Below are 20,721 nucleotides of genomic sequence, written 5' to 3'. Positions count from 1 at the left end.
CGCGGCGCTCCCTTGTCAGCCGACCCCTCCCCGCGCACAATAGTACCGACCGAACGGTTGGTCGGTTGCCCCCGGCGGCGGCCGGGGCGACCCGCCGACGCCCGACGCCCCGCAGAGGACGGCGGCGGGCGGGGACCGGGCGGGGACAGAGCCAGCGAAAGGGGACCGTGGTGACAGCAGAGGTGGCCGAGCGGCCCGGGGCGTCGCCCGAGGAGGCGTTCGAGGCCGTCATCGCCGCGGAGCAGCGGATCGAGCCCCGCGACTGGATGCCCGACGCCTACCGGGCCACCCTCGTCCGCCAGATCGCCCAGCACGCGCACTCCGAGATCATCGGCATGCAGCCCGAGGGCAACTGGCTCACCCGCGCCCCCTCCCTGCGACGCAAGGCGATCCTGCTGGCCAAGGCCCAGGACGAGGCCGGCCACGGCCTCTACCTGTACGCCGCCGCCGAGACCCTCGGCGTGGACCGCGCCGAGCTCACCGAGAAGCTGATCGCCGGCCGCCAGAAGTACTCGTCGATCTTCAACTACCCGACGCTCACCTTCGCCGACGTCGGGGTGATCGGCTGGCTGGTCGACGGCGCCGCGATCTGCAACCAGGTCCCGCTCTGCCGCTGCAGCTACGGCCCGTACGCCCGCGCCATGGTCCGGATCTGCAAGGAGGAGTCGTTCCACCAGCGCCAGGGCTACGAGCTGCTGATGACGCTGATGCGCGGCACCGACGCCCAGCGCCGGATGGTCCAGGACGCGGTGGACCGCTGGTGGTGGCCCTCGCTGATGATGTTCGGCCCCTCGGACGCCGCCTCGCCGAACACCGCCCGCTCGATGGCCTGGCGGATCAAGCGGCACACCAACGACGAGCTGCGCCGGCGCTTCGTCGACATGACGGTCCCGCAGGCCGAGCACCTCGGCGTCACGCTCCCCGACCCCGAGCTGCGCTGGAACGAGGAGCGCGGCGGCTGGGACTTCGGCGAGCCGGACTGGTCGGAGCTGACCCGGGTCATCCACGGCCAGGGCCCGTGCAACGCCGAGCGGATGGAACGGCGGCGGGCCGCGCACGAGGACGGCGCGTGGGTGCGCGAGGCCGCCACGGCGTACGCGGCCAAGCGCCGCGCCGAGGCCGAGGCCGGCGCGGGCCTCGGCGCGGGCCTCGGCACGGGCACGGAAGCGGGACAGCACGCGCACGCCGGACAGCACGCGGAACAGGAGAACGGAAAGTGACCGAGTCCAAGGCCGGCTGGCCGCTCTACGAGGTGTTCGTGCGCCCCCGGCGCGGTCTGAACCACGTGCACGTCGGCTCGCTGCACGCGTCCGACGACCGGATGGCCCTGCTCGCCGCCCGCGACCTCTACACCCGCCGCAACGAGGGCGTCAGCCTCTGGGTGGTCCGCTCCGACGCGATCACCGCCTCCACCCCGGACGAGCGCGACCCCTTCTTCGCGCCCAGCGGCGACAAGGTCTACCGCCACCCGACCTTCTACGACATCCCCGAGGATGTCCCGCACATCTGACCGGGAGCAGCCGAACCATGACCGACGACCACGTGACCGACGACCACGTGTACCTGAGCCTCGCCGAGGCGTCCCCCGGGCCCGAGGGCGAGGGCCGCTGGGCGTACGGCACGGGCTTCGCCGACCCGCTGCTCGGCGTGGACACCGCCGTGCCGCCCGGCCTGGACGGCGCCGACCTCGCGGCCTACTGCCTGATGCTCGGCGACGACGCGCTCGTCCTCGCCCAGCGGCTGATCGAGTGGTGCACCCGCGCGCCGGAGCTGGAGGAGGAGGTCGCGCTCGCCAACCTCGGCCTCGACCTGCTCGGCCAGGCCCGCCAGCTGCTCACCCGGGCCGGGCAGGCGGACGGCTCCGGGCGCACCGAGGACGACCTGGCGTACTGGCGCGAGGAGCACGAGTTCCGCAACGTGCGCCTGGTCGAGGCGCCGAACGGGGACTTCGCGTACTCCATCGCCCGCCTGCTGCTGTTCGCCACCGCCCGCGGCGCGCTGTACGAGGCGCTGGCCGGGCACGCCGACCCGGTGCTGGCGGCGGTCGCGGCGCGCGGGGTGAAGGAGCTGGCCTACCACCGCGAGTACGCCACGGCGTGGACGCTGCGGCTCGGCGACGGCACGCCGTACTCGGCCGCGCGGATGCAGGCCGGGCTGGACGCGGTGTGGCCGCTGCTGGAGGAGCTGTTCACCGCGCACCCGGTGGAGCTGCGGGCCGGGGTGGACCCCGCGACGCTGCGCGGGCCGGTGCTGCGCTCGGTGGCGGCGGTGTGCGCGGAGGCCGGGCTGACGGTGCCGGACGCGCCGGGGCTGGCGGCCGTCGGCGGCCGGGCCGGCCGGGACGGGGTGCACACCGAGGCACTGGGTCCGCTGCTCGCCGAGCTGCAGGTGGTGGCCCGCGCCCACCCGGGTGCGACGTGGTGACGGCCGTGGCCGGGACACGCGCGTCGAGCGGGGCGGCCTGGACGGTGGCGGCGGCCGTGCCGGACCCGGAGCTGCCCATGCTCACCCTCGCCGACCTGGGCGTGCTGGCGGAGGTCACCGAGGACGGCGGCACGGTGACCGCCTGGCTCACCCCGACGTACTCGGGCTGCCCCGCGGTCGCCGAGATGGCCGCCGACGTGGACCGGCGGCTGCGCGCGGCCGGGTTCGCGGAGGTCAGGGTCCGGCTGCGGCTGGACCCGCCCTGGTCGACCGACCTGATCACCCCCGAGGGGCGGCGCAAGCTCGCGGAGGCCGGCATCGCCCCGCCCCGGCCGGGCGCCGGCGCGGGTACCGGCGGCGGGAGCACACCGCTGAGCCTCGGCCCGACCCGGCTCGTGGACGCCGCGGCCGCCGGGCGCGCCGCCGTCGCGGGCGCCCCGGCGCCCGTCACCTGCCCGCTCTGCGGCGGCACCGACACCGAGGAGCTGTCCCGCTTCGGCTCCACCGCCTGCAAGGCGCTGTGGCGCTGCCGGGACTGCCGCGAGCCCTTCGAACGCGTCAAGGAGATCTGAATGGCCGCCGTCCCGTCCGCGGAACTGTCCGGGGAACCGTCCGGGGAGCTCGCCGTGGAGGTGCCCGCGGAGGTGCCCGCAGAGCTCGCCGCGGAGCCGCCCGCGGACGTGTCCGCAGAGCTCGCCGCGGAGCCGCCCGCCGTGCGCCCCGCCCGCCGTCCGACCTTCCACACGCTGCGGATCGCCGGGCTGGAGCGGCTCTGCGAGGACGCCGTCGCGGTGACCTTCGCGGTGCCGGACGGGCTCACGGAGGCGTTCGCGTTCCGGCCGGGGCAGACGCTGACGCTGCGCCGGGTGGTGGACGGCGTCGACGAGCGCCGCTCGTACTCGATCTGCGCCCCCGTCGGCGGCCCGCTGCGCATCGCCGTGCGCGAGGTGCCGGGCGGGCTGTTCTCCCGCTGGCTGGTGCGCGACGCCCGGCCGGGGGAGGAGATCGAGGTGCTCACGCCGTCCGGCCTGTTCACCCCGGACCTCGCCGAGCCCGCCGACCACGTGCTGCTGGCGGCCGGCTCCGGCATCACGCCGATGGTGTCGATCGCGGCCTCCGTGCTGGCCGCCGACCGCACCTCCACGGTGACCCTGCTCTACGGCAACCGGCGCAGCGACACCGTGATGTTCGCCGACGAGCTCGCCGACCTGAAGGACCGCTACCTGGGCCGCTTCCAGCTGGTCCACGTGCTCTCCCGGGAGACCAGGGACGCCGAACTGCTCAGCGGCCGGCTGGACCCGGAGCGGGTCGCGGCGCTGCTGGCGGCGCTGGTGGACACGGCGGCGATCGGCCACTGGTGGCTCTGCGGGCCGTTCGGCATGGTCGCCGGGGCGAAGGAACTGCTGGCCGGCCTGGGCGTCCCGGCGGAGCGGGTGCACCAGGAGCTGTTCCACGCCGAGGACGAGCCGGTCGCCGAGCGCGCGGACGACGCCCCGGCCGGCGCGGCCGGCGGGGCCGACGGCGCGGCGCGCAGCGAGGTCACCGTCGTCCTGGACGGGCGCGGCAGCACCCTGTCGCTGCCGTGCGACCGCTCCATCCTGGACGGCGCGCAGCGCTCCCGCCCCGACCTGCCGTTCGCCTGCAAGGGCGGGGTGTGCGGCACCTGCCGCGCCCTGGTCACGGAGGGCGAGGTGGAGATGCGGCGCAACTTCGCCCTGGAGGAGAAGGAGCTGGCGGCCGGCTACGTCCTCACCTGCCAGGCCCGCCCGGTGACGGACAAGGTGACGGTCGACTACGACCGCTGACCGTTGACCGGTCTCCTGGCCGGGCGCGTCACGGCGTCCCCGCCAGCAGTTCGGCGCGGTGGGCGGCGAAGAACCCGGTGAGCGTCACGGGTTCGCGTCCGAGCAGCCGCCGCGTGGTGCCGTCGTCGGGGACGTCGAACCAGCCCCGGCGCCGGAACGGGTCGTTCTCGCCCCAGCCCGCCGCCAGCGGCGCGGGCACGCCGAGGGCCGTCAGCGCGCCGGGAACGTCCGCGTCGGCCACCGGGCGGTGCCGCACCGGCCGTCCGGTGGCCTCGGTGAGTGCGGCGGCGACGTCGGCGTCGGTCAGGCCCGGGCCGGTCACGTCGAGGACCGTGCGGGCGCCGGCCCCGCCGCCGGCCGCCCCGGTGAGGACGCGGGCGGCGGCCCGGGCGGTGTCCTCCCGGGTGATGTAGCCGACCCGGCCGTCGGCGGCGCCGCTGGGCAGCTCGCCGTGGGCGACCGCGAGCCGGGCCAGTCCGGTGAGCAGCAGCATCTGCGGCCAGACGTTGAACCGCAGGACGGTGTGCGGCAGGCCGGACCCGGCGAGCAGCAGCTCGGTCCGGCGGTGGTCGGCGGCCTCGGGGACGGGGTTGTCCGGGTCGGCGGCGCGGACCACCGAGGTGTAGACGACGTGCTCCACCCCGGCGGTGACGGCCGCTTCGACGGCCGCCGCGTGCAGGTGGAGCCGCTGGGGCGAGCGCTCGGTGCTGACCAGCAGCAGCCGCCGGACCCCGGCCAGCGAGGCCGCGAGGGTGTCGGGGCGGGCGAAGTCGGCCCGCCGGGTGGGCACGTCGGGGCGGTCCGGATCCGCGTCGGCCCGGGCCGGATCGCGGGTGAGGGCGACCACCTCGGTCCGGTGGGCGGCCAGGCCGAGTACCGCGGTGAGTGCCAGCCGGCCGAACCGTCCGGCCGTCCCGGTGACTGCGAGCATGTGAACTCCTCGACTGTGTCGGCGTCTTGCGGCGATCATGGGTGTGGCCGGCGGGTCGTCGAAAGAGGGAACATCCATGTCCACTGGCGCGGACTCCACCGGCACGGACTCCACGGGCACGCGTTCCGCCGGCATCCGTTCCACCGGCACGGACTCCACCGGCACGGACGGCGCTCGGGCGGGCGCCGCGGCACCGGTCACCGCGCAGGACCGCGCGCGGTGCCCGGCGACGGCGGTCCTGCACCGGATCGGGGACCGCTGGAGCGTGGTGCTGATCTGCCTGCTCGCCGAACGTCCGCGCGGCTACAACGAGCTGGACCGTGCCGTCGCCGACCTGAGCCGCCGGGTGCTGACCCGCGCGCTGCGCACGCTGGAAGCCGAGGGGTACGTGAGGCGCACCGCCCTTCCCGGGCCCCCGTACCGGGTCGAGTACGCGCTGACCGGCCTCGGGGAGTCGCTGCACACGGCGGTGGCGGAGCTGGGTGCCTGGGCCGACACGCACCACGACGGCTGACCGGCGCGGTGAGGGCCGGCCGGTACCGCCGATCCGTCAGCCGGTGGCGGCCGGCGCCGCGGCCTCGGCGGGGGACGGCGCGCCGAGGAGCGTCACGATCCCGTTGACCGCCGCGCGGCCGGCCCGGTTGGCGCCGACGGTGCTGGCGGACGGCCCGAAGCCGACCAGGTGGACGCGCGGGTCGGCGGTGGCGCGGGTGCCGGTGAGGGCGATCCCGCCGCCGGGGGAGCGCAGGCCGAGCGGGGCGAGGTGGCCGACCTCGGGGCGGAACCCGGTCGCCCAGACGATCGCGTCGACGGCGAGCTCCTCCTCGCCCCAGGCGACCCCGCGTTCGGTGAGGCGGTCGAACATCGGGCGGCGGTGCAGCGCGCCCAGTTCCTCGGCCCGGCGGTAGGCGACCGACGGGCCGAGCCCGGTCACGCTCACCACGCTGCGCACCGGCAACCCCTGCCGGACCCGCTCCTCGACCTTGGCGACCACCGCGCGCCCGTACTCGGGGCTGAACGGCCCGTCGTGGTAGACGGGCGGGGTGCGGGTGACCCAGACCGTCTCGCCGACCGCCGCGACCTCCGACAGCACCTGGATCGCCGAGGCGCCGCCGCCGACCACCAGCACCCGCCGGCCGGTGAACTCCTCCGGGCCCCGGTAGGCGGCGTAGTGCAGCTGGCGCCCGCCGAAGCGGCCGGGGTAGTGGGGGAGGAAGGGGCGGGTCCAGGTGCCGGTGGCGTTGATCAGCGCCCGGGTGGACCAGGTGCCGGAGTCGGTCTCGACCAGCAGCCGGGCGTCCGGGCGGGCCGACGCGGAGCGCACCGCCAGCACCTTGACGGGGCGTACGACGGGGAGCGCGTGCCGCGCCTCGTACGCCGCGAAGTACCCCGGGACGACCTCGCGCGCGGGGGCGTTCGGGTCGGGTTCGGGGAGTTCGAAGTCGGGCAGGTCGTGGAAGCCGTGCACGGTGGCCATCCGCAGGGACGGCGAGCGGTGCGCCCAGGCGCCGCCGGGGGCGGGGTCGGCGTCGAGGACGACGAAGCCGCCGTCGGTGTCCGCGCGGTGCGGCGCGAAGCCGCGGCGCCGCAGGTGGTAGGCGGCGGACAGGCCCGCCTGGCCCGCGCCGATCACCAGGACGTCGACCCGGCGGCCCTCGTCCGAGGACGGGTTCGCACCGGAAGTGGTTGCACCGTAAACAGTCACGCCCGTGAAACATCCGGCGGGCGGTCGGTGTTCCCGGGACCCCTCGTCCCGGACCGCCCGCCGCCCGCCGCCCGCCGCGAAGTACGGCGCCCGCCGCCCGGACCGTCGGCGTCGGCGTCAGGTCGTGGCCGGGGAGATCACCACGGCCGTGCCGTAGGCGCAGACCTCGGTGCCGACGTCCGCCGCCGCCGCGACGTCGAAGCGGAACATCAGCACCGCGTTCCCGCCGCGCGCCTTGGTCTGCTCGACCAGCCGCTCCATCGCCTCGTTGCGGCTCTCCACCAGGGTCTTCGTCAGACCGCGCAGCTCACCGCCGACCAGCGACTTCAGCGAGGCGCCGATCTGGCTGCCGATGTGCCGGCTGCGCACGGTCAGGCCGAAGACCTCGCCGATCACATGGTCGACCCGGTACCCGGGGATGTCGTTGGTGGTCACTACCAGGACCTGGGCGTCGGGGCGCTGGCCGCCGCCGTACTCGTCGATGTTTGCCATGGCCTTATCCTGCCGGGCGGATCGGACGTCGTCGAACAGAGGCGCGCGGGGCGTGCGCGGGAACGCGTGGGGCGGTAACGGCGAGAACGCGTAGGGTAGCCGGAACAGACCGGTGATCGGCGGGCCGAAAAGCCGTACCGTAGGCCCATGGGCGAGCGAAGCGATCATCCACAGGGGCCGGGCGCGGCGGAGGACTCCGGCGCGCAGGAGATCGAGGCGACGGTGGTCCTGGGCCTGCGGATCACGAACTGGCCGGCGTTGCGCGCCGCGGCCATCGCGGCCGTGGAGGAACTGGACTTCGAGGGCATCGATCCGGCCGGGCAGCGCCGCGAGCTGCTGCGCGAGGTGGCCGAGGACGCCAACGCGGCGCTCGGCGCGCTGCTCCACCCGGACCGGCTGGTGGCGGCGATCCCGGGGGTCGAGGCGATCGGCGGAACGCTGGAGATCAGCGTCACCGAGGACTTCGCGCCCGACTTCGCCGAGCTGTTCCCGCTGGACGGCGACGAGGAGGAGGGCGGCGGCGCGGCCGGCGACTGGACGCTCACCCCGCGCACCGCCTGTCTGCTGCACGCCCAGCTGCTCGGGCTGGCCGACGCCGCGTACGACGACCTCGACGAGCACGAGGACGAGCCGGTCTCCGACGGCGAGGAGGCCGACTGGACGGTGTTCGGGCGGCTGCCACAGCGCACCTGGCGCCTCCACCGGAGCTGGCGCCGCGCCATGGCCCGCACCTTCGACGACCTCGCCGACGACCTCGCGCTCGGCGAGTGGCCGCTGCCGCGCTGCCTGGCGGAGGAGATCGCGCTGCGGATGGCGCTGGTCGACGCCCGGGCGCTGCTCGGCGCGCAGCCCGAGTCGGTCGCCGACATGATGGGCGACCTGCCGGCGGACCTGTACGACTACGACTGGGACGGCTGCCACGACGAGCTGTTCGGCGTCTACGGGCCGGACGACGGCGATCCGGAGCTGACCGCGGAGCAGCGCGCCGAGCTGCTGCTGACGGCCACCCACCCGGAGGGCTGGTTCCTGACCTACGACGACGCGGAGGAGCGGGACCCGCAGCGCGGCTACCGGCGCTGAGCTGCGGGGCGGGGGCTGGCATGCTGGTCGGGTGACTTCTCCGTTCGACGCCCCCGTTCCCGACCCGACGCCCGAGGACCGCGACGCCCGGCCGCAGTACGTGCTGCCGCTGGTGGTCCGGCTGGAGCGCGCGACTCCGCCCGGGCGGACCGACGCGCTGGAGACCTCGGCGCGCGCGGTGCTGACCATGCTCTCCGACCCTCGGGTCACCGAGCCGGAGGGGGAGTGGGCGGAGCGGGTCGCGGCCTGGGAGGACGCGCGGATCCGCAAGGTCGTCCGGCGGGCGCGCGGCGGCGAGTGGCGCCGGGCCGGGGAGCTGCCCGGGATCACGGTGAGCGGCCGGGAGGCGGAGGTGCGGGTCTTCCCGCCGGTCCCGCTGGACGGCTGGCCGAAGGAGCTCGCCAAGCTGCAGGTGTCGGGCACCGACCTCGAGGAGGGCGCGCCCGTCGACGCCCCGGCGCCGGGTGTGCCGGTGCTCTGGCTGAACCCGGAGCTGGAGATGAGCGCCGGCAAGACCATGGCGCAGACCGGCCACGCGGCCCAGCTCGCCTGGTGGCGGCTGGACGAGGCGCACCGCAAGGAGTGGGCGGCGAGCGGGTTCGCGCTCGCCGTCCGCACCGCGACGCCGGAGGCGTGGGCGGACCTGGTGGCGAGCGGCCTGCCGCTGGTCCAGGACGCGGGCTTCACGGAGATCGCCCCGGGCAGCTGCACCGTGGTCGCGGACCACCCGGCGCTGCGTGGCTGACGACCGACACCTGACGGCTGACAGATGACGACTGACAACTTTCAGATGACAGATAACAGATAACAGATTTTGAAATCTGTCAGCCGTCAGCCGTCAGCAGTCGTCCAGCACGGGCACCAGGCCGTCCCCGGCGAGGTAGGTGCCGCCGGAATCGGACACGCGGACATGGGTCACCGGCACGGGTGGCACCGGGGTGATGGCGGTGATGGTCCGCACGCGTGAATAGGGGACCGCCTTGCCCTGGGGGCCGAGGCGGTCCGCTTTTCGGGGCAGTCGGGAGACGCGGTCGGTCCGGTAGGCCGTGAAGACGATCCGGTAGCGCGAGCCGACGACCCGGCCCTTCAGGGTCGCGTCGCCGACGCTGAGGCGGGGGTAGAGGCCGAGCGTGCGGATCAGTTCCGTGGTGTCCCGTGCGAGTCGTTCCGAGGTGAAGCAGACCTCCACGCGATTGGTGCCGGATTCGATGTAGCCGTCGCTGTCGACAATCCCCTGGAGGACTCCGCGGCGCTGCTCCTCCGAGGACCGGAACACCGTGCGGGGAATGTGCTTGTTCTGAAGCACGCCCAACTCCCGAAGGGCCTCGACGCCGCTCGCCCGCCGGCCGAGGTCGAATCGAAGCCGGAACGTCCGCCCGTGCGTCAGTTGGCGCGAGACTATGCGCGCGCCCAGTGACTCGCACTATTCATCCAGGGACGGAATGTCGTCATCCGCGATGGTGATGCGAGGGCCGTCGGAATCGCCGTCGCCGAGCCAGTATCCGAGGAGGTAGGGGGGAAGCGGCAGGGCGGTCGCGGGAAGGTCGAGCGCCGGCGTCGCCCCGGTCCGCCAGCGGGCCACGTCACCCTTGGCCGCCTTCGTCCTCCCCGTGGTGAGGGGCCGGAAGTGGGTGACCCCCGCCTGCGCCAGCTGCTCGGAGGAGGCCACGACATCGCGGTACTTCCCGTTGTACTCGCGGACCGGCCAGCGGTGGTCCCCGTCGGCCGTGATGCTGGTTCCGTCGCGGAACGTCAATGCGTAGCAGGTCGAGTCGGCCATTCGGGTCTCGACCGAGAGGACCGGCACGGCCCTTCCCGATTCGTCCAGAAGCCGGTCTCCCGGTTTGAGGTCTTCCGCGTTCTCCCAGCCCTGGACGGTGGCGACTCTCCCGTTTATGGCCAAGACCCGCTCCTCTTTTCCGGCCGCCGACGATTGACTGCCGAAAGATAACAGAGTCCGAATCCGTCGTCCTTCGGCCGGCATTCGCCAGCCGTCACCGGCGGAGCGTGAGGCGCTCGGTGTGGCAGGCGAGTTCGGTGAGCTTGCGGGTCCAGCCGGTGCCGTTCCGGTCGAAGCGGGTGCGCACCGCCTCCCGGGGAAAGGCGAGGGAGGCGAAGCCGTTTTCCACCATGCGCAGCCGGGTGTGGTCGCCGGGTTCGGTGCTGAGGGTGAAGGTGACCAGGGTGGAGGTGCCGTCGGCCGGGTCCTCGCCGGCGGGGCCCTGGGACCAGCGGAAGGCGAAGACGGCGGGCGGGTCCAGCCGCTCGATCAGCGCAAGCAGCGGCCCGTGCGCGCCGTGGTCCAGGAGGATGCGGCCGCCGGGGCGCGGGTCGATCAGCGCGGGGGCGCCGGTGCCGAACCAACTGCCCAGGAACTCCGGCTGGGTGAGCACCTCCCAGACCCGTGCGCGGGGTGCCGCGATGGTGATCTCACGCTCGATGCTGTCGGCGACCATGTCGTGAACCTCCTCGATCCGTTGCCCGAGGGTCGCACGTTCCGGCCGCCATGTGCAACTCGCGAGTTGCACATGGCGGGGTGCGCGCCATGGCTGGGGCGGCGTCAGGCCGAGTGACGGCGCAGGCCGCGCAGGCCGCCGTACGCGGCCGCGGCCGCCCACAGGGCCATGACCAGCAGGCCGGTCCAGTGTCCGTACGCCATCTGCGGGTCGTCGGCGTACCGCAGCGCGTACTGGCCCGCCCGGTCCGGGAGGAACTGCACGACGCCGCGCACGCCCGGGATGCCCGACAGCAGCGGGGAGAGCAGGAAGACGCCCGGCAGCAGCAGGCCCATCGCCGCGCTGAGGTTGCGCAGCACGGCGGTCAGGCCGAGGCAGAACACCACCAGCAGCACCGGGTACAGGGCCCCCGCGACGACGCTGCGCGCCAGGGCGGGACCGTCCCAGCCGTCCGGCACGAACGCGGCGTAGCCGGCGAGCGAACCGGCCGTCCCGAGCAGCCCGACGCCGAGCGCGACGGCCGCGCCGAGGGCGAGCTTGGCGCCGTAGAGGCGGCCGCGGTGCGGGACGGCGGTCAGCGAGACGTCGATCATGCGGGTGCCGAACTCCTGCCCGAGCAGCAGGACGGCGAAGCAGACCAGCGCCGCCTGGCCGAAGTTGAGGCCGTAGTGGATGCCGAGGCCCGGGTCGGCGGCGAAGCTGTCGTCCTTGGTGCCGACCACGGCGGCGACGGCGGTGCCGAAGCCGACGGTGAGCAGCAGGGCGACGAGCGGGGTGACCCAGAGCGAGCGCAGCGTGGTGAGCTTGATCCGCTCGGCGCGCAGAGCGGCCCGGAGCGGCACGGCGGTGGCGGGGGCGGTCGCGGTGCTCACGCGGCCACCGCCCGGTACTCGACGCTGTCGGCGGTCATCCGCAGGAACGCCTCCTCCAGGGAGTCCTGTTGGACGGCGATCTCGTACAGCACCACCCCCTCGGCGGCCGCCAGGGCGGCGAGCTCCTCGGGCGCCGCGCCGGCGACCTCCCAGGCGCCGTCGCCCACGCGCCGCGCGTCCAGGCCCGAACGGTCCATCAGCGACGCCAACCCGTCCGGGTCGACGGCCCGCACCCGGATCCTGGTCCGGCCGTGGCGCTCGATGACGTCCGAGGTCGCCGCGTCGGCCAGCAGCCGGCCCCGGCCGATCACCACCAGGTGGTCGGCGGTCAGCGCCATCTCCGTCATCAGGTGCGAGGAGACCAGCACCGCCCGGCCCTCGGCGGCCAGGGCGCGCAGCAGGGCGCGGATCCAGCGGATGCCCTCCGGGTCGAGGCCGTTCACCGGCTCGTCGAGCATCAGCACCGGCGGGTCGCCGAGCAACGCGGCGGCCACACCCAGGCGTTGGCGCATGCCGAGCGAGAAACCGCGGATCCGCCGGCCGGCCGCGTCGGCCAGGCCGACCTGGTCCAGCACCTCGCCGACCCGGCGCTCCGGCAGGCCGTTGCTCGCGGCCAGCCAGCGCAGGTGTCCGCGCGCCGTGCGGCCGCCGTGCAGGGCGTGCGCGTCGAGCAGCGCGCCCACCCGCCGCAGCGGGACGTCCAGTTCGGCGTACGGGCGGCCGTCGACCAGGGCCCGGCCGGCGGTCGGGCGGTCGAGGCCGAGGATCAGCCGCATCGTGGTGCTCTTGCCCGCGCCGTTGGGCCCGAGGAAGCCGGTCACCACCCCGGGGCGGACCTCGAAGTCGAGTCCGTCCACCACCCGCGTCCCGCCGTACTCTTTGGTGAGGCCCTCCACCTTGATCACGGCCGTCCTCCCTCTCTCCCGTTCCGCGCCGACGTCGTCCATGGGACCCGATCCGGGCACTCCGGCGGATCCCGCCGGGGAGGGGGCCGCCCTCCCTCCCGGGAGGGAGGCCGCGCACGGCGCTGACCTGGCAGGATGGCGCGATGCCCCGCATACTCGCGCCCCTGCTGAGCGCCGTCACCTACGCGCGCTGGCTGCACCTGCTGATCGGCTGGATCTTCGCCGGCGTGGTGCTGATGATCTATCCGGGCATCGAGGGGCGCGGCCCCGGCGAGGTGCTGGTGCGGGCACTGCCCGTGGACGTCGCGCTGCTGGGGCTCTCCGCGCTGGTACCCGCGATGCGCCGCGCGGAGGGTGTGCAGGCGCGCCTGCTGCTGGTCCCCGAGCGCGAGCAGGACATCGCCGTCGAACCGGCCCGCGGCTGGGCCGACCGGCGGCGCACGGCGGCCTGGCTGATCGGGCGGTTCGCCCTCGGCGGGGTCGTCGGCGTCGCCTCGGTCCTCGGGCCCGCCGCCGCCTTCGACCTGGCCGTGCGCCCGGAACCGGTGGTGTTCGGCGTGCGGGTGCCCGGCGGGGACGTCCCGCGGTGGGGGCTGCTGCTGTCGCCGCTGCTGCTGTTCGGGCTCGGCTGGCTGGTGGTGTGGGCGGGACGCCTCCAACTCGCCATGGCGATCCGTCTGTTGGGCCCGTCACCGGCGGATCGGCTGGCCGCGGCCGAGCTGCGCGCCGAACGGCTGCTGGAGCGCAACCTGTTGGCGCGCGAGCTGCACGACTCGATCGGCCACGCGCTGACGGTGACGGTCCTTCAGGCGGGCGCGGCGCGCGAGGTCGGCGACCCGGCGTTCTCGGCCAGGGCGCTCGAAGTCATCGAGGAGACCGGCCGGCGCGCGATGGACGATCTCGAACGCACCCTCGCACTGCTCCGCGAACCGGGCGGGCCAGGTGATCCGAACGAGCCGGGCGGCGGCGAGGACGCCCGCGAACGCCCGGGCATCGACCGCCTCCCCGCCCTCTTCGAGACCGCGCGCGCGGCCGGCAGCCCCGTCGAGGCCCGGATCGACGTCCCGTCCGAGGGCCTGCCCGGCGTGCTCTCCCGCGAGGGCTACCGGATCGTCCAGGAAGGCGTCACCAACGCCCTCAAGTACGCGCCCGGCGAGCCGATCAGCGTCCGCGTCGTCGTCCGCGACGGCCGGCTGGAGCTGCGCTGCGCCAACCCCCTGTCCCCGCATCCTGGCGCACCGCGCCGTGGCGGCAAGGGACTTCGCGGCATCCGCGAGCGGGCCGTGCTGCTCGGCGGCGAGGCCACCGCGGGCGCCGAGGCCGGCAAGTGGGTGCTGGCCGTCCGGGTCCCCCTACGCTTGGGCGCGTGATGATCGACATTCTGCTGGCCGACGACGAGGAACTCGTCCGGGCCGGCCTGCGCGCGGTGCTGGAGTCGGGGGGCGATCTGCGGGTGGTCGGGGAGGCCGGCGACGGCGCGCAGGCGGTCGCGCTGGCCCGCGAACTGCGCCCGCACGTGGTGCTGATGGACGTCCGGATGCCCGGGATGGACGGCCTCGCGGCCACCCGCGAACTGGTCCGCGACGGCGCCGCGCCCGGCGGCCACGCGCCGAAGATCCTCGTCGTCACCACTTTCGAGGTCGACGACTACGTCTACCAGGCGCTGCGCGCCGGCGCCGACGGCTTCCTGCTCAAGCGCACCCGGCCCGCCGAGATCGCCCGAGCGGTACGGCTGGTGGCGGCCGGCGAATCGCTGCTCTTCCCCGCCCGGATCCGCCGGCTCGCGGCCGGCCAGGGCAACGCGGCGGCGCGCGCGACGATGGCGCGGGCCGCCCTGACGGAGCGCGAGGCGGAGGTGCTGCGGCACGTGGCGCGCGGGCTGACCAACGGCGAGATCGCCGAGCAGCTCTTCCTCGGGGTGCAGACCGTGAAGACGCACGTCAGCAGCGTGCTGGCGAAGCTCGGCGCGCGCGACCGCACCCAGGCGGTCATCCTCGCGTACGAGTCGGGGTTCGTCGAGCCGGGCGAGTAGCGCCCCCGCGCGGGCGGCGGTCGGCCTCAGGCCGGGTAGGCGTGCGTCTGCGCGGCCTTGACGGCGGCCCAGACCGCCGCCCCGGGCGCCAGCCCGAGCTCCGCGGCCGCCGCCGGCGTCAGATCGGCCGCCATCGGGACGTCGCCCGCCAGGTCGGCCCGCACCTGGTCGCCGTGCAGGTCCAGCCCGGCCACCGTCAGCTCCCAGACATTGCGCGCGCTGCCCTCCGGCCGCGCCCGGTGCAGGGTCACGGCGGACGGCGGGAAGGCGACGAACGCCGGCCCGGACAGCTCCTCGTCCGTCGTCAGCACGGCGCCCCGCGGCAGGGTCACCCGGTGCCCGTCCGCCGTGCCCCGGTAGAGGTTGAGCCCGACCAGCCGGGCGATGTAGTCGGTGCGCGGCCGGCGCGCGATCTCCGCCGGGACGCCCGACTGCACCTCGCGCCCGTCCTCGATCACCACCAGCCGGTCGGCCAGCACCATCGCGTCCAGCGGGTCGTGCGTCACCAGCACCGCGACCGCCTCGAACTCGGCGAGGTGGCGGCGCAGTTGGGCCCGAACGTCGAGCCTGGTGCGGGCGTCCAGCGCGGCCAGCGGCTCGTCCAGGAGCAGCAGCCGCGGCCGTACCGCCAGCGCCCGGGCCAGCGCCACCCGCTGCGCCTGGCCCCCGGAGAGCAGACCGGGCCGGGCGCCCGCGTGCTCGGCCAGGCCCATCCGCTCCAGCCAGCCGGCCGCCTCGGCGCGCGCCTCGCGCCGGGAGCGGCCCCGGCAGCGCGGGCCGAACGCCACGTTGTCCAGCGCGCTCAGGTGGGGGAAGAGCAGGTAGTCCTGGAAGACCACGCCGACCGGGCGCTCCTCGGCGGGGGTGTGCAGCCGCCGGGCCGGGTCCTCCAGGACGCGGCCGTCCAGCCGCAGATGGCCGGCGCCCAGCGGGAGCAGCCCCGCCAGCGCGCGCAGGGCGGTGGACTTGCCGGCGCCGTTCGGGCCGAGCAGCGCGACCACCTCGCCGGGGGCGGCGGTCAGCGCCAGGTCCAGGGTGAAGGCGGCGCGCTCGACCCGCAGCCGGGCGTCCAGTCCGCCGGCGGTGGATCCGGCGGCGGGTGGGGCGGTCGGGGCGGTCATCGGCGAGCACCTCCGGGGACGGGGCCCGGACGGGCCGACGGACGGCGGGGGAGGCGCGCACCGGCACCGGAGCGGGGCGTCACGGCGCGGACATCCAGCGCTCGCGCAGCCCGGCCAGCACCGCGATCGACACCACCAGCAGCACCAGCGACAGCGCGATCGCCGCCTCCGGGTCCGACTCCATCGCCAGGTACACGGCCAGCGGCATGGTCTGGGTGCGGCCGGGGAAGTTGCCCGCGAAGGTGATCGTCGCGCCGAACTCGCCGAGCGCCCGCGCCCAGGCCAGCACCGCGCCGGCGCCGATCCCCGGGGCGATCAGCGGCAGGGTGACCCGCCGGAAGGTGGTCAGCCGGGAGGCGCCCAGTGTCGCGGCGGCCTCCTCGTAGCGCGGATCGGCGGCGCGCAGCGCGCCCTCGACGCTGATCACCAGGAACGGCATCGCGACGAACGCCTCGGCGATCACCACACCGGTGGTGGTGAACGGCAGGGTCAGGCCGAAGGCGGAGTCCAGCCAGGAGCCAACGATGCCGCGCCGCCCGAGCACCAGCAGCAGCGCCACGCCGCCGACCACCGGCGGCAGCACCAGCGGCAGCGTCACCAGGGCCCGGATCAGCCGCCGGCCCGGCAGCTCGGTGCGGGCCAGCAGCCAGGCCAGCGGCACCCCCAGCACCATCGACACGGCCGTGGCCGCCGTCGCGCAGACCAGCGACAGGCGCAGCGCCTCCCACACCTGCGGGCTGGTGAGCTGATCCGACAAGGTGCTCCACGGCGCCCGGACCAGCAGCCCGACCAACGGGAGGACGAGGAAGGCCAGGCCGAGCAGCGCCGGGAGCAGCAGGGTGACCGGCAGCCGGTGCGCGCGGCGCCGGCCGCGCCGGCGCGGCGGGTCGTCGGCGCTCCTCGGCGGGTGGCCGGCGCTGCGCGGCGGGCCGCCGCCGGGCTGGCCGGTGCGGCGGATCACGGGGCCTGGAAGCCCGCCGCGGTCAGCACCTGCTGCGCCTCGGGCGACTGGATGTAGGCGACGAAGGCGGCGGCGCCGTCCTTGTTCGGCGCCTTGGCCAGCGCGGCGATCGGGTAGTCGTTCACGGCCTTGGCGGCCTCGGGGAAGTCCACGCCGTCGATCTTCCCAGCATCGGCCCGCACATCGGTGCGGTACACCAGGGAGGCGTCGACCTCGCCCAGTTCGACCTTGGTCAGCGCGCCCTTGACGTCCTGTTCCAGGGTGACCGGGGTGAGCTGGACGTTCGCGGCCTTGAGGGCGGTCAGCGCGGCGGCGCCGCAGGGCACCTCCTTGGCGCAGAGCGCGACCTTCACGCCGGGGGCGGCCAGGTCGGCGAGGCCGGTGAGGTGCTTGGGGTTGCCCTTGGGGACGGCGATGGCGAGCGTGTTGCGCACGAAGGTCTTCGGCTCGCCCGCGGCGCCGCCCGCGTCGGTGACCGTCTTCATGGTGGCCGGGCTGGCGGCGGCGAAGACGTCGGCGGGGGCGCCGGAGTTGATGCTGGTGGCGAGGGCGGAGCTGCCGCCGAAGTTGAAGGTGACCTTGGCGCCGGGGTTGGCGGCCTCGAACTTCTTGCCGAGGTCGGTGAAGGTCTCCTTGAGCGAGGCGGCGGCGAACACGGTGATCGAACCGGATGCCTTCGGGACGCCGGCGGAGGCCGTCGCCGGGGCGGTGGCCCCGCTGTTCGTGGTGCCGGAGCCGGTGCCGGAGCCGCCGTCGCTGCCGCAGGCGGTGGCGCCGAGGGCGAGGACGAGGGCCGCGGCGCCGGCGGCGGTGAGTCTGCGGACGGTCATTGCTTCGCTTCCCCTCCTGGGCGCGCCGGGAAGGGCGCGGGACCATGACCGCAACTGCGGCCTTTATGCCGATCATAGTGCCGCAGATGCGGGCCGATCATCGCATCTTCCATCGCAGAGGCAAGGGGTGGGGTGCACCGCCCTCCAGCGCCGGACAGTGCGCGGACACCGCGCCGCCCCCGGAAAACCCTTCGCGCACGGCCGCGCCGGGACGGGAGAGTGGCCCACGCCAGTCCACCAATCCGTGCGCGCACCGGCCGACCGGCCGAGCCGGGGGAGGAGTACGCCCATGTCCACGCTGCGGGTCACCGCCGAGCGGTTGACCGTCCTGGAGCACCCGAACGCCGACGCCCTGGAACTCGCCCAGGTCGGCCTCTACCGCGCGGTGGTCGCCAAGGGGGCCTACCGCACCGGCGACTGGGCCGTGTACATCCCGGAGCAGGCCGTGCTGCCGGCCCCGCTGATCGCCGAGCTGGGCCTGACCGGACGGCTCGCCGGCGGCGGGGCGGACCGGGTCAAGGCGGTACGGCTGCGCGGCGAGCTCTCGCAGGGCATCGTCTGCCGGCCCGCCGCCCTGGCCGGCGTCGACCTGGCGGCGGCCGCCGGGCGCGGCGAGGACTTCGCCGCCCTGCTGGGCGTCACCAAGTGGCAGCCGCCGGTGCCCACCACGATGAGCGGCGACGTGGTCGCCGCCCCGGACCTGCTGCCCTGGGTGGACATCGAGAACCTCAAGCGGTTCCCGGACGTCTTCGCGCCCGGCGAGCCCGTCGTGGTGACCGAGAAGCTGCACGGCAGTTGCTGCCTGCTCACCTACGACGCCGCCACCGGCGGGGTGCGGGTCTCCTCCAAGGGGATCGGCGCGCGGGGGCTCGCGCTCGTCGAGGACGACCGCAACCTGTACTGGCGGGCGGTGCGGGCGCACGGCGTCGCGCAGGTCGCGGCGCGGCTGGCCGAACGGCTCGGCGCCGAGCGGGTCGGCGTCTTCGGCGAGGTCTACGGCGCGGGCGTGCAGGACCTCACCTACGGCGGGTCCGCGGGCGGCGGGGCGCCCGGCTACGCGGCGTTCGACGTCTCGGCGGTGGTCGGCGGACAGCTGCGCTGGCTGCCCGCCGCCGAACTGCTGGACGGCGAGCTGCCGCTGGTGCCCGAGCTGTGGCGCGGGCCGTTCGCGGCGGACACCGTGCTGGCGCTCGCCCGGGGGCGCGAGACGGTCTCCGGGCGCGGGCTGCACCTGCGCGAGGGCGTGGTGGTCCGGCCGGTGACCGAGCGGTACAGCCCGGTGGTGGGCGGACGCGCCATCGCCAAGGCCGTCAGCGACGCCTACCTCACCCGCAAGGGCGGCACGGAGTACGAGTAGAGCGGCACGGAGTACGAGGAGAGGGGGCGCGAACGTTTCGGCGCGCGCCCGGCGGCGTCCGCCGGGCCGCCCCGTACGCTCCTTCTTCTCTGATTACCAGTCAGTTACTTTGGGAGCGGTACGAGGGGCACGACAGAGGAGGGGACATGGCACAGACCGTCGCTGCCGTCACCGTCGCCGCGGCCGCCGGCGCCGCCGCCACCGTGAAGCGGATACCCGGTCCGCCCGGACTCCCCCTGGTGGGCTCATTGTTCGACCTCACCCGGCGCCCGCTGCGGACCTACCTCGACGCCCACCGCGACTACGGCGACGTCGTCCGCTTCACGGCCGGCCCGCCCGGGCTGCGCGCCGAGTTCTACGCCGTGTTCTCCCCGGAGGGCGCCCACCAGGTGCTCGGCAGCCAGGCCGCCAACTTCCGCAAGGACAACAGCTTCTACGACGAGCTGCGGACCAGCCTCGGCAACGGCCTGCTGACCAGCCAGGACGGCGACTACCAGCGCCAGCGCCGGCTGATCCAGCCGCTGTTCACCCGCCGCCGGGTGGACGGCTACGCGCAGGCCGTCGGGCTGGAGTGCCGGGCGCTCGCCGAGCGGTGGCGGGCGGCGCCGGGCGGGGTGGTCGACGTGGCCGAGGAGATGTCGCGCTTCGCGCTGCGCACGGTCTCCCGGATCCTGTTCGGGGCGGACGTGGAGGAGGCGGTGGCGGTGGTGCACCGCAGCTTCCCGGTGATGGGCGAGTTCGTCCTCGAACGCGGCTTCGCGCCGGTCCGGGTGCCCCGCGCCTGGCCGACGCCGTCCAACCGGCGCGGCGCCGAGGCGCGCCGTGACCTCTACGCGGTGTGCGACCGGATCATCGCGGAGCGGGCCCGGCGGGCGGAGCGGTCCGGCGGGGTGGTTCCCAGCGGTCCCGGCGATCCGGGCGGTGCCGGCAATCCGGGGGGTCCTGGCGGTCCGGGTGGTCCCGAAGGTACCGACGACCTGCTGGAGCTGCTGGCCCGGGCCCGCGGCGAGGACGGCGAGCGGCTCGACCAGGACGAGCTGCGCGACCAGGTGCTGATCTTCCTGCTCGCCGGCCACGAGACCACGGCGACCTCGCTCGCCTTTGCGCTGTTCCTGCTGGCCAAGCACCCCGAGCAGCGCCGCCTGGCCCGGGCGGAGGCGGACGCGGTGCTGGCCGGGCGCGAGCCGGTGGCCGCCGACCTGGAGGCGCTGCCGTACCTGACCCGGGTGCTGAAGGAGGCCATGCGGCTCTACCCGGCCGCCTCGCAGATGGGGCGCCGCTCGGTGGCCGAGTCGGTGGTCGACGGGCACGTCATCCCGGCCGGCGCCCAGGTGATCCTGGCGCCCTGGGTGACCCACCGGCACCCCGGCCACTGGGAGGAGCCCGACCGCTTCGACCCGGACCGGTTCCTGCCCGAGCGCGAGAAGGGGCGCCACCGCTACGCCTGGTACCCGTTCGGGGGCGGGCCGCGGGCCTGCATCGGGCAGCACTTCTCGATGCTGGAGTCGGTGCTGGCGCTCGGCGCGCTGCTGCGGGACTTCGACCTGGAGGCGGTCGACCACGGGGTGCGGCTCGGCCAGGGCATCACGCTCCAGGTGCGGAGCCCGATGCGGGTCCGGCTGACGCCGCGCGAATGAGCGCGTGGGCGTGGGCGGGGACGGGGTCCGGATCGGCCGGGATGTGTTTGAGGTAGCCCAGCCGCGCGCCGTCCCCGGGCGAGTAGTCCGACGGAAGGCGCGTGACCGTCGTC

The 20,721-nt window shown here is 75.2% G+C and carries 23 protein-coding genes; 12 read left to right on the top strand and 11 right to left on the bottom strand.

The window, feature by feature from the left end; all coding sequences use genetic code 11:
- Window positions 1–170 precede the first annotated feature (170 nt).
- The 5 genes from paaA to paaE are packed head-to-tail and all read left to right on the top strand — an operon-like array spanning window position 171 to window position 4,229.
- Entirely contained in the window at window positions 171–1,220 is a 1,050-nt protein-coding gene (gene paaA / locus ABTX81_RS11610; RefSeq protein WP_350543318.1) for a 1,2-phenylacetyl-CoA epoxidase subunit PaaA, read from the top strand.
- Complete coding sequence (gene paaB, locus ABTX81_RS11605; RefSeq protein ID WP_344330439.1) at window positions 1,217–1,510, top strand: 1,2-phenylacetyl-CoA epoxidase subunit PaaB; 294 nt, start codon at window positions 1,217–1,219, stop codon at window positions 1,508–1,510. The genes paaA and paaB overlap by 4 nt, the downstream gene beginning before the upstream one ends.
- Window positions 1,511–1,542: 32 nt before the next feature.
- The gene (paaC, locus tag ABTX81_RS11600; protein WP_350543694.1) at window positions 1,543–2,424 is read left to right on the top strand and encodes a 1,2-phenylacetyl-CoA epoxidase subunit PaaC; all 882 of its coding nucleotides are present in this window, start codon (window positions 1,543–1,545) and stop codon (window positions 2,422–2,424) included.
- A 5-nt stretch (window positions 2,425–2,429) separates the two neighbouring features.
- The gene (paaD, locus tag ABTX81_RS11595; protein ID WP_350543315.1) at window positions 2,430–2,996 is read left to right on the top strand and encodes a 1,2-phenylacetyl-CoA epoxidase subunit PaaD; all 567 of its coding nucleotides are present in this window, start codon (window positions 2,430–2,432) and stop codon (window positions 2,994–2,996) included.
- Complete coding sequence (gene paaE, locus ABTX81_RS11590) at window positions 2,997–4,229, top strand: 1,2-phenylacetyl-CoA epoxidase subunit PaaE (protein ID WP_350543313.1); 1,233 nt, start codon at window positions 2,997–2,999, stop codon at window positions 4,227–4,229. It abuts the gene before it with no gap.
- Between the two features lie 28 nt (window positions 4,230–4,257).
- Here paaE and ABTX81_RS11585 read toward each other — a convergent pair whose 3' ends face one another.
- Complete coding sequence (locus ABTX81_RS11585; protein ID WP_350543311.1) at window positions 4,258–5,160, bottom strand: NAD(P)H-binding protein; 903 nt, start codon at window positions 5,158–5,160, stop codon at window positions 4,258–4,260.
- Window positions 5,161–5,236: 76 nt separating this feature from the next.
- Between ABTX81_RS11585 and ABTX81_RS11580 the strand changes: the two genes are divergently transcribed.
- Window positions 5,237–5,674, top strand: coding sequence for a winged helix-turn-helix transcriptional regulator (locus ABTX81_RS11580; RefSeq protein ID WP_350543309.1), 438 nt, complete (start codon window positions 5,237–5,239; stop codon window positions 5,672–5,674).
- Between the two features lie 36 nt (window positions 5,675–5,710).
- On the opposite strand, the gene ABTX81_RS11575 is transcribed toward ABTX81_RS11580, so the two are convergent.
- The gene (locus ABTX81_RS11575) at window positions 5,711–6,865 is read right to left on the bottom strand and encodes a flavin-containing monooxygenase (protein WP_350543307.1); all 1,155 of its coding nucleotides are present in this window, start codon (window positions 6,863–6,865) and stop codon (window positions 5,711–5,713) included.
- Window positions 6,866–6,982: 117 nt separating this feature from the next.
- On the bottom strand, window positions 6,983–7,357 hold the full coding sequence (locus ABTX81_RS11570) for a YbjQ family protein (protein WP_350543305.1): 375 nt from the start codon (window positions 7,355–7,357) through the stop codon (window positions 6,983–6,985).
- 147 nt (window positions 7,358–7,504) lie between these two features.
- Between ABTX81_RS11570 and ABTX81_RS11565 the strand changes: the two genes are divergently transcribed.
- On the top strand, window positions 7,505–8,437 hold the full coding sequence (locus tag ABTX81_RS11565; RefSeq protein WP_350543303.1) for a hypothetical protein: 933 nt from the start codon (window positions 7,505–7,507) through the stop codon (window positions 8,435–8,437).
- Between the two features lie 31 nt (window positions 8,438–8,468).
- Window positions 8,469–9,182, top strand: a complete 714-nt coding sequence (locus ABTX81_RS11560) for an aminoacyl-tRNA hydrolase (protein ID WP_350543301.1) — start codon at window positions 8,469–8,471, stop codon at window positions 9,180–9,182.
- A gap of 93 nt (window positions 9,183–9,275) precedes the next feature.
- Here the strand turns inward: ABTX81_RS11560 and ABTX81_RS11555 are convergent, their stop codons facing one another.
- From ABTX81_RS11555 to ABTX81_RS11535, 5 genes are all read right to left on the bottom strand, one after another.
- Window positions 9,276–9,743: an LAGLIDADG family homing endonuclease gene (locus ABTX81_RS11555; protein ID WP_350543692.1), complete on the bottom strand. Its 468-nt coding sequence runs from the start codon at window positions 9,741–9,743 to the stop codon at window positions 9,276–9,278.
- Between the two features lie 117 nt (window positions 9,744–9,860).
- Window positions 9,861–10,340 carry a Hint domain-containing protein gene (locus ABTX81_RS11550; protein ID WP_350543299.1) on the bottom strand — a complete coding sequence of 160 codons (480 nt, stop codon included), beginning with the start codon at window positions 10,338–10,340 and terminating at the stop codon, window positions 9,861–9,863.
- Between the two features lie 91 nt (window positions 10,341–10,431).
- The gene (locus tag ABTX81_RS11545) at window positions 10,432–10,893 is read right to left on the bottom strand and encodes an SRPBCC domain-containing protein (RefSeq protein WP_350543297.1); all 462 of its coding nucleotides are present in this window, start codon (window positions 10,891–10,893) and stop codon (window positions 10,432–10,434) included.
- 104 nt (window positions 10,894–10,997) lie between these two features.
- Window positions 10,998–11,765 (bottom strand): hypothetical protein, encoded by a 768-nt coding sequence (locus tag ABTX81_RS11540; RefSeq protein ID WP_350543295.1) that lies wholly within the window; start codon window positions 11,763–11,765, stop codon window positions 10,998–11,000.
- Window positions 11,762–12,670: an ABC transporter ATP-binding protein gene (locus ABTX81_RS11535; protein WP_350543293.1), complete on the bottom strand. Its 909-nt coding sequence runs from the start codon at window positions 12,668–12,670 to the stop codon at window positions 11,762–11,764. Before ABTX81_RS11535 ends, ABTX81_RS11540 begins: the two co-directional genes overlap by 4 nt.
- Before the next feature lie 143 nt (window positions 12,671–12,813).
- Here ABTX81_RS11535 and ABTX81_RS11530 point away from each other — a divergent pair, with 143 nt between their 5' ends.
- Together ABTX81_RS11530 and ABTX81_RS11525 are read left to right on the top strand one after the other, a co-directional pair.
- Window positions 12,814–14,040 carry a sensor histidine kinase gene (locus tag ABTX81_RS11530; RefSeq protein ID WP_350543291.1) on the top strand — a complete coding sequence of 409 codons (1,227 nt, stop codon included), beginning with the start codon at window positions 12,814–12,816 and terminating at the stop codon, window positions 14,038–14,040.
- A complete protein-coding gene (locus tag ABTX81_RS11525) occupies window positions 14,040–14,702 on the top strand; it encodes a response regulator transcription factor (RefSeq protein WP_502892759.1) in 663 nt (220 codons plus the stop codon). The genes ABTX81_RS11530 and ABTX81_RS11525 overlap by 1 nt, the downstream gene beginning before the upstream one ends.
- 26 nt (window positions 14,703–14,728) lie before the next feature.
- Here the strand turns inward: ABTX81_RS11525 and ABTX81_RS11520 are convergent, their stop codons facing one another.
- From ABTX81_RS11520 to modA, 3 genes are all read right to left on the bottom strand, one after another.
- On the bottom strand, window positions 14,729–15,823 hold the full coding sequence (locus ABTX81_RS11520; RefSeq protein WP_350543287.1) for an ABC transporter ATP-binding protein: 1,095 nt from the start codon (window positions 15,821–15,823) through the stop codon (window positions 14,729–14,731).
- A gap of 79 nt (window positions 15,824–15,902) precedes the next feature.
- On the bottom strand, window positions 15,903–16,784 hold the full coding sequence (locus tag ABTX81_RS11515; protein WP_502892752.1) for an ABC transporter permease: 882 nt from the start codon (window positions 16,782–16,784) through the stop codon (window positions 15,903–15,905).
- Window positions 16,781–17,614 carry a molybdate ABC transporter substrate-binding protein gene (gene modA, locus ABTX81_RS11510; RefSeq protein ID WP_350543285.1) on the bottom strand — a complete coding sequence of 278 codons (834 nt, stop codon included), beginning with the start codon at window positions 17,612–17,614 and terminating at the stop codon, window positions 16,781–16,783. Before modA ends, ABTX81_RS11515 begins: the two co-directional genes overlap by 4 nt.
- 289 nt (window positions 17,615–17,903) lie before the next feature.
- Between modA and ABTX81_RS11505 the strand changes: the two genes are divergently transcribed.
- Together ABTX81_RS11505 and ABTX81_RS11500 are read left to right on the top strand one after the other, a co-directional pair.
- Window positions 17,904–18,971: an RNA ligase (ATP) gene (locus ABTX81_RS11505; protein WP_350543283.1), complete on the top strand. Its 1,068-nt coding sequence runs from the start codon at window positions 17,904–17,906 to the stop codon at window positions 18,969–18,971.
- 146 nt (window positions 18,972–19,117) lie between these two features.
- Window positions 19,118–20,608 carry a cytochrome P450 gene (locus tag ABTX81_RS11500; protein WP_350543281.1) on the top strand — a complete coding sequence of 497 codons (1,491 nt, stop codon included), beginning with the start codon at window positions 19,118–19,120 and terminating at the stop codon, window positions 20,606–20,608.
- Window positions 20,609–20,721 lie beyond the last annotated feature (113 nt).

The sequence above is a fragment of the Kitasatospora sp. NPDC097605 genome (assembly GCF_040302725.1).
GTDB lineage: Bacteria > Actinomycetota > Actinomycetes > Streptomycetales > Streptomycetaceae > Kitasatospora.
Note: the sequence above shows the minus strand (reverse complement) of the source record. Positions and strands in the feature narration are given on the sequence as shown.

Coding starts and splice junctions, on each gene's coding strand:
- modA (WP_350543285.1), bottom strand. CDS start 17,614: ATGACCGTCCGCAGACTCACCGCCGCCGGCGCCGCGGCCCTCGTCCTC.
- ABTX81_RS11565 (WP_350543303.1), top strand. CDS start 7,505: ATGGGCGAGCGAAGCGATCATCCACAGGGGCCGGGCGCGGCGGAGGAC.
- paaE (WP_350543313.1), top strand. CDS start 2,997: ATGGCCGCCGTCCCGTCCGCGGAACTGTCCGGGGAACCGTCCGGGGAG.
- ABTX81_RS11520 (WP_350543287.1), bottom strand. CDS start 15,823: ATGACCGCCCCGACCGCCCCACCCGCCGCCGGATCCACCGCCGGCGGA.
- ABTX81_RS11530 (WP_350543291.1), top strand. CDS start 12,814: ATGCCCCGCATACTCGCGCCCCTGCTGAGCGCCGTCACCTACGCGCGC.
- ABTX81_RS11570 (WP_350543305.1), bottom strand. CDS start 7,357: ATGGCAAACATCGACGAGTACGGCGGCGGCCAGCGCCCCGACGCCCAG.
- ABTX81_RS11525 (WP_502892759.1), top strand. CDS start 14,040: ATGATCGACATTCTGCTGGCCGACGACGAGGAACTCGTCCGGGCCGGC.
- ABTX81_RS11585 (WP_350543311.1), bottom strand. CDS start 5,160: ATGCTCGCAGTCACCGGGACGGCCGGACGGTTCGGCCGGCTGGCACTC.
- ABTX81_RS11500 (WP_350543281.1), top strand. CDS start 19,118: ATGGCACAGACCGTCGCTGCCGTCACCGTCGCCGCGGCCGCCGGCGCC.
- ABTX81_RS11545 (WP_350543297.1), bottom strand. CDS start 10,893: ATGGTCGCCGACAGCATCGAGCGTGAGATCACCATCGCGGCACCCCGC.
- ABTX81_RS11505 (WP_350543283.1), top strand. CDS start 17,904: ATGTCCACGCTGCGGGTCACCGCCGAGCGGTTGACCGTCCTGGAGCAC.
- ABTX81_RS11580 (WP_350543309.1), top strand. CDS start 5,237: ATGTCCACTGGCGCGGACTCCACCGGCACGGACTCCACGGGCACGCGT.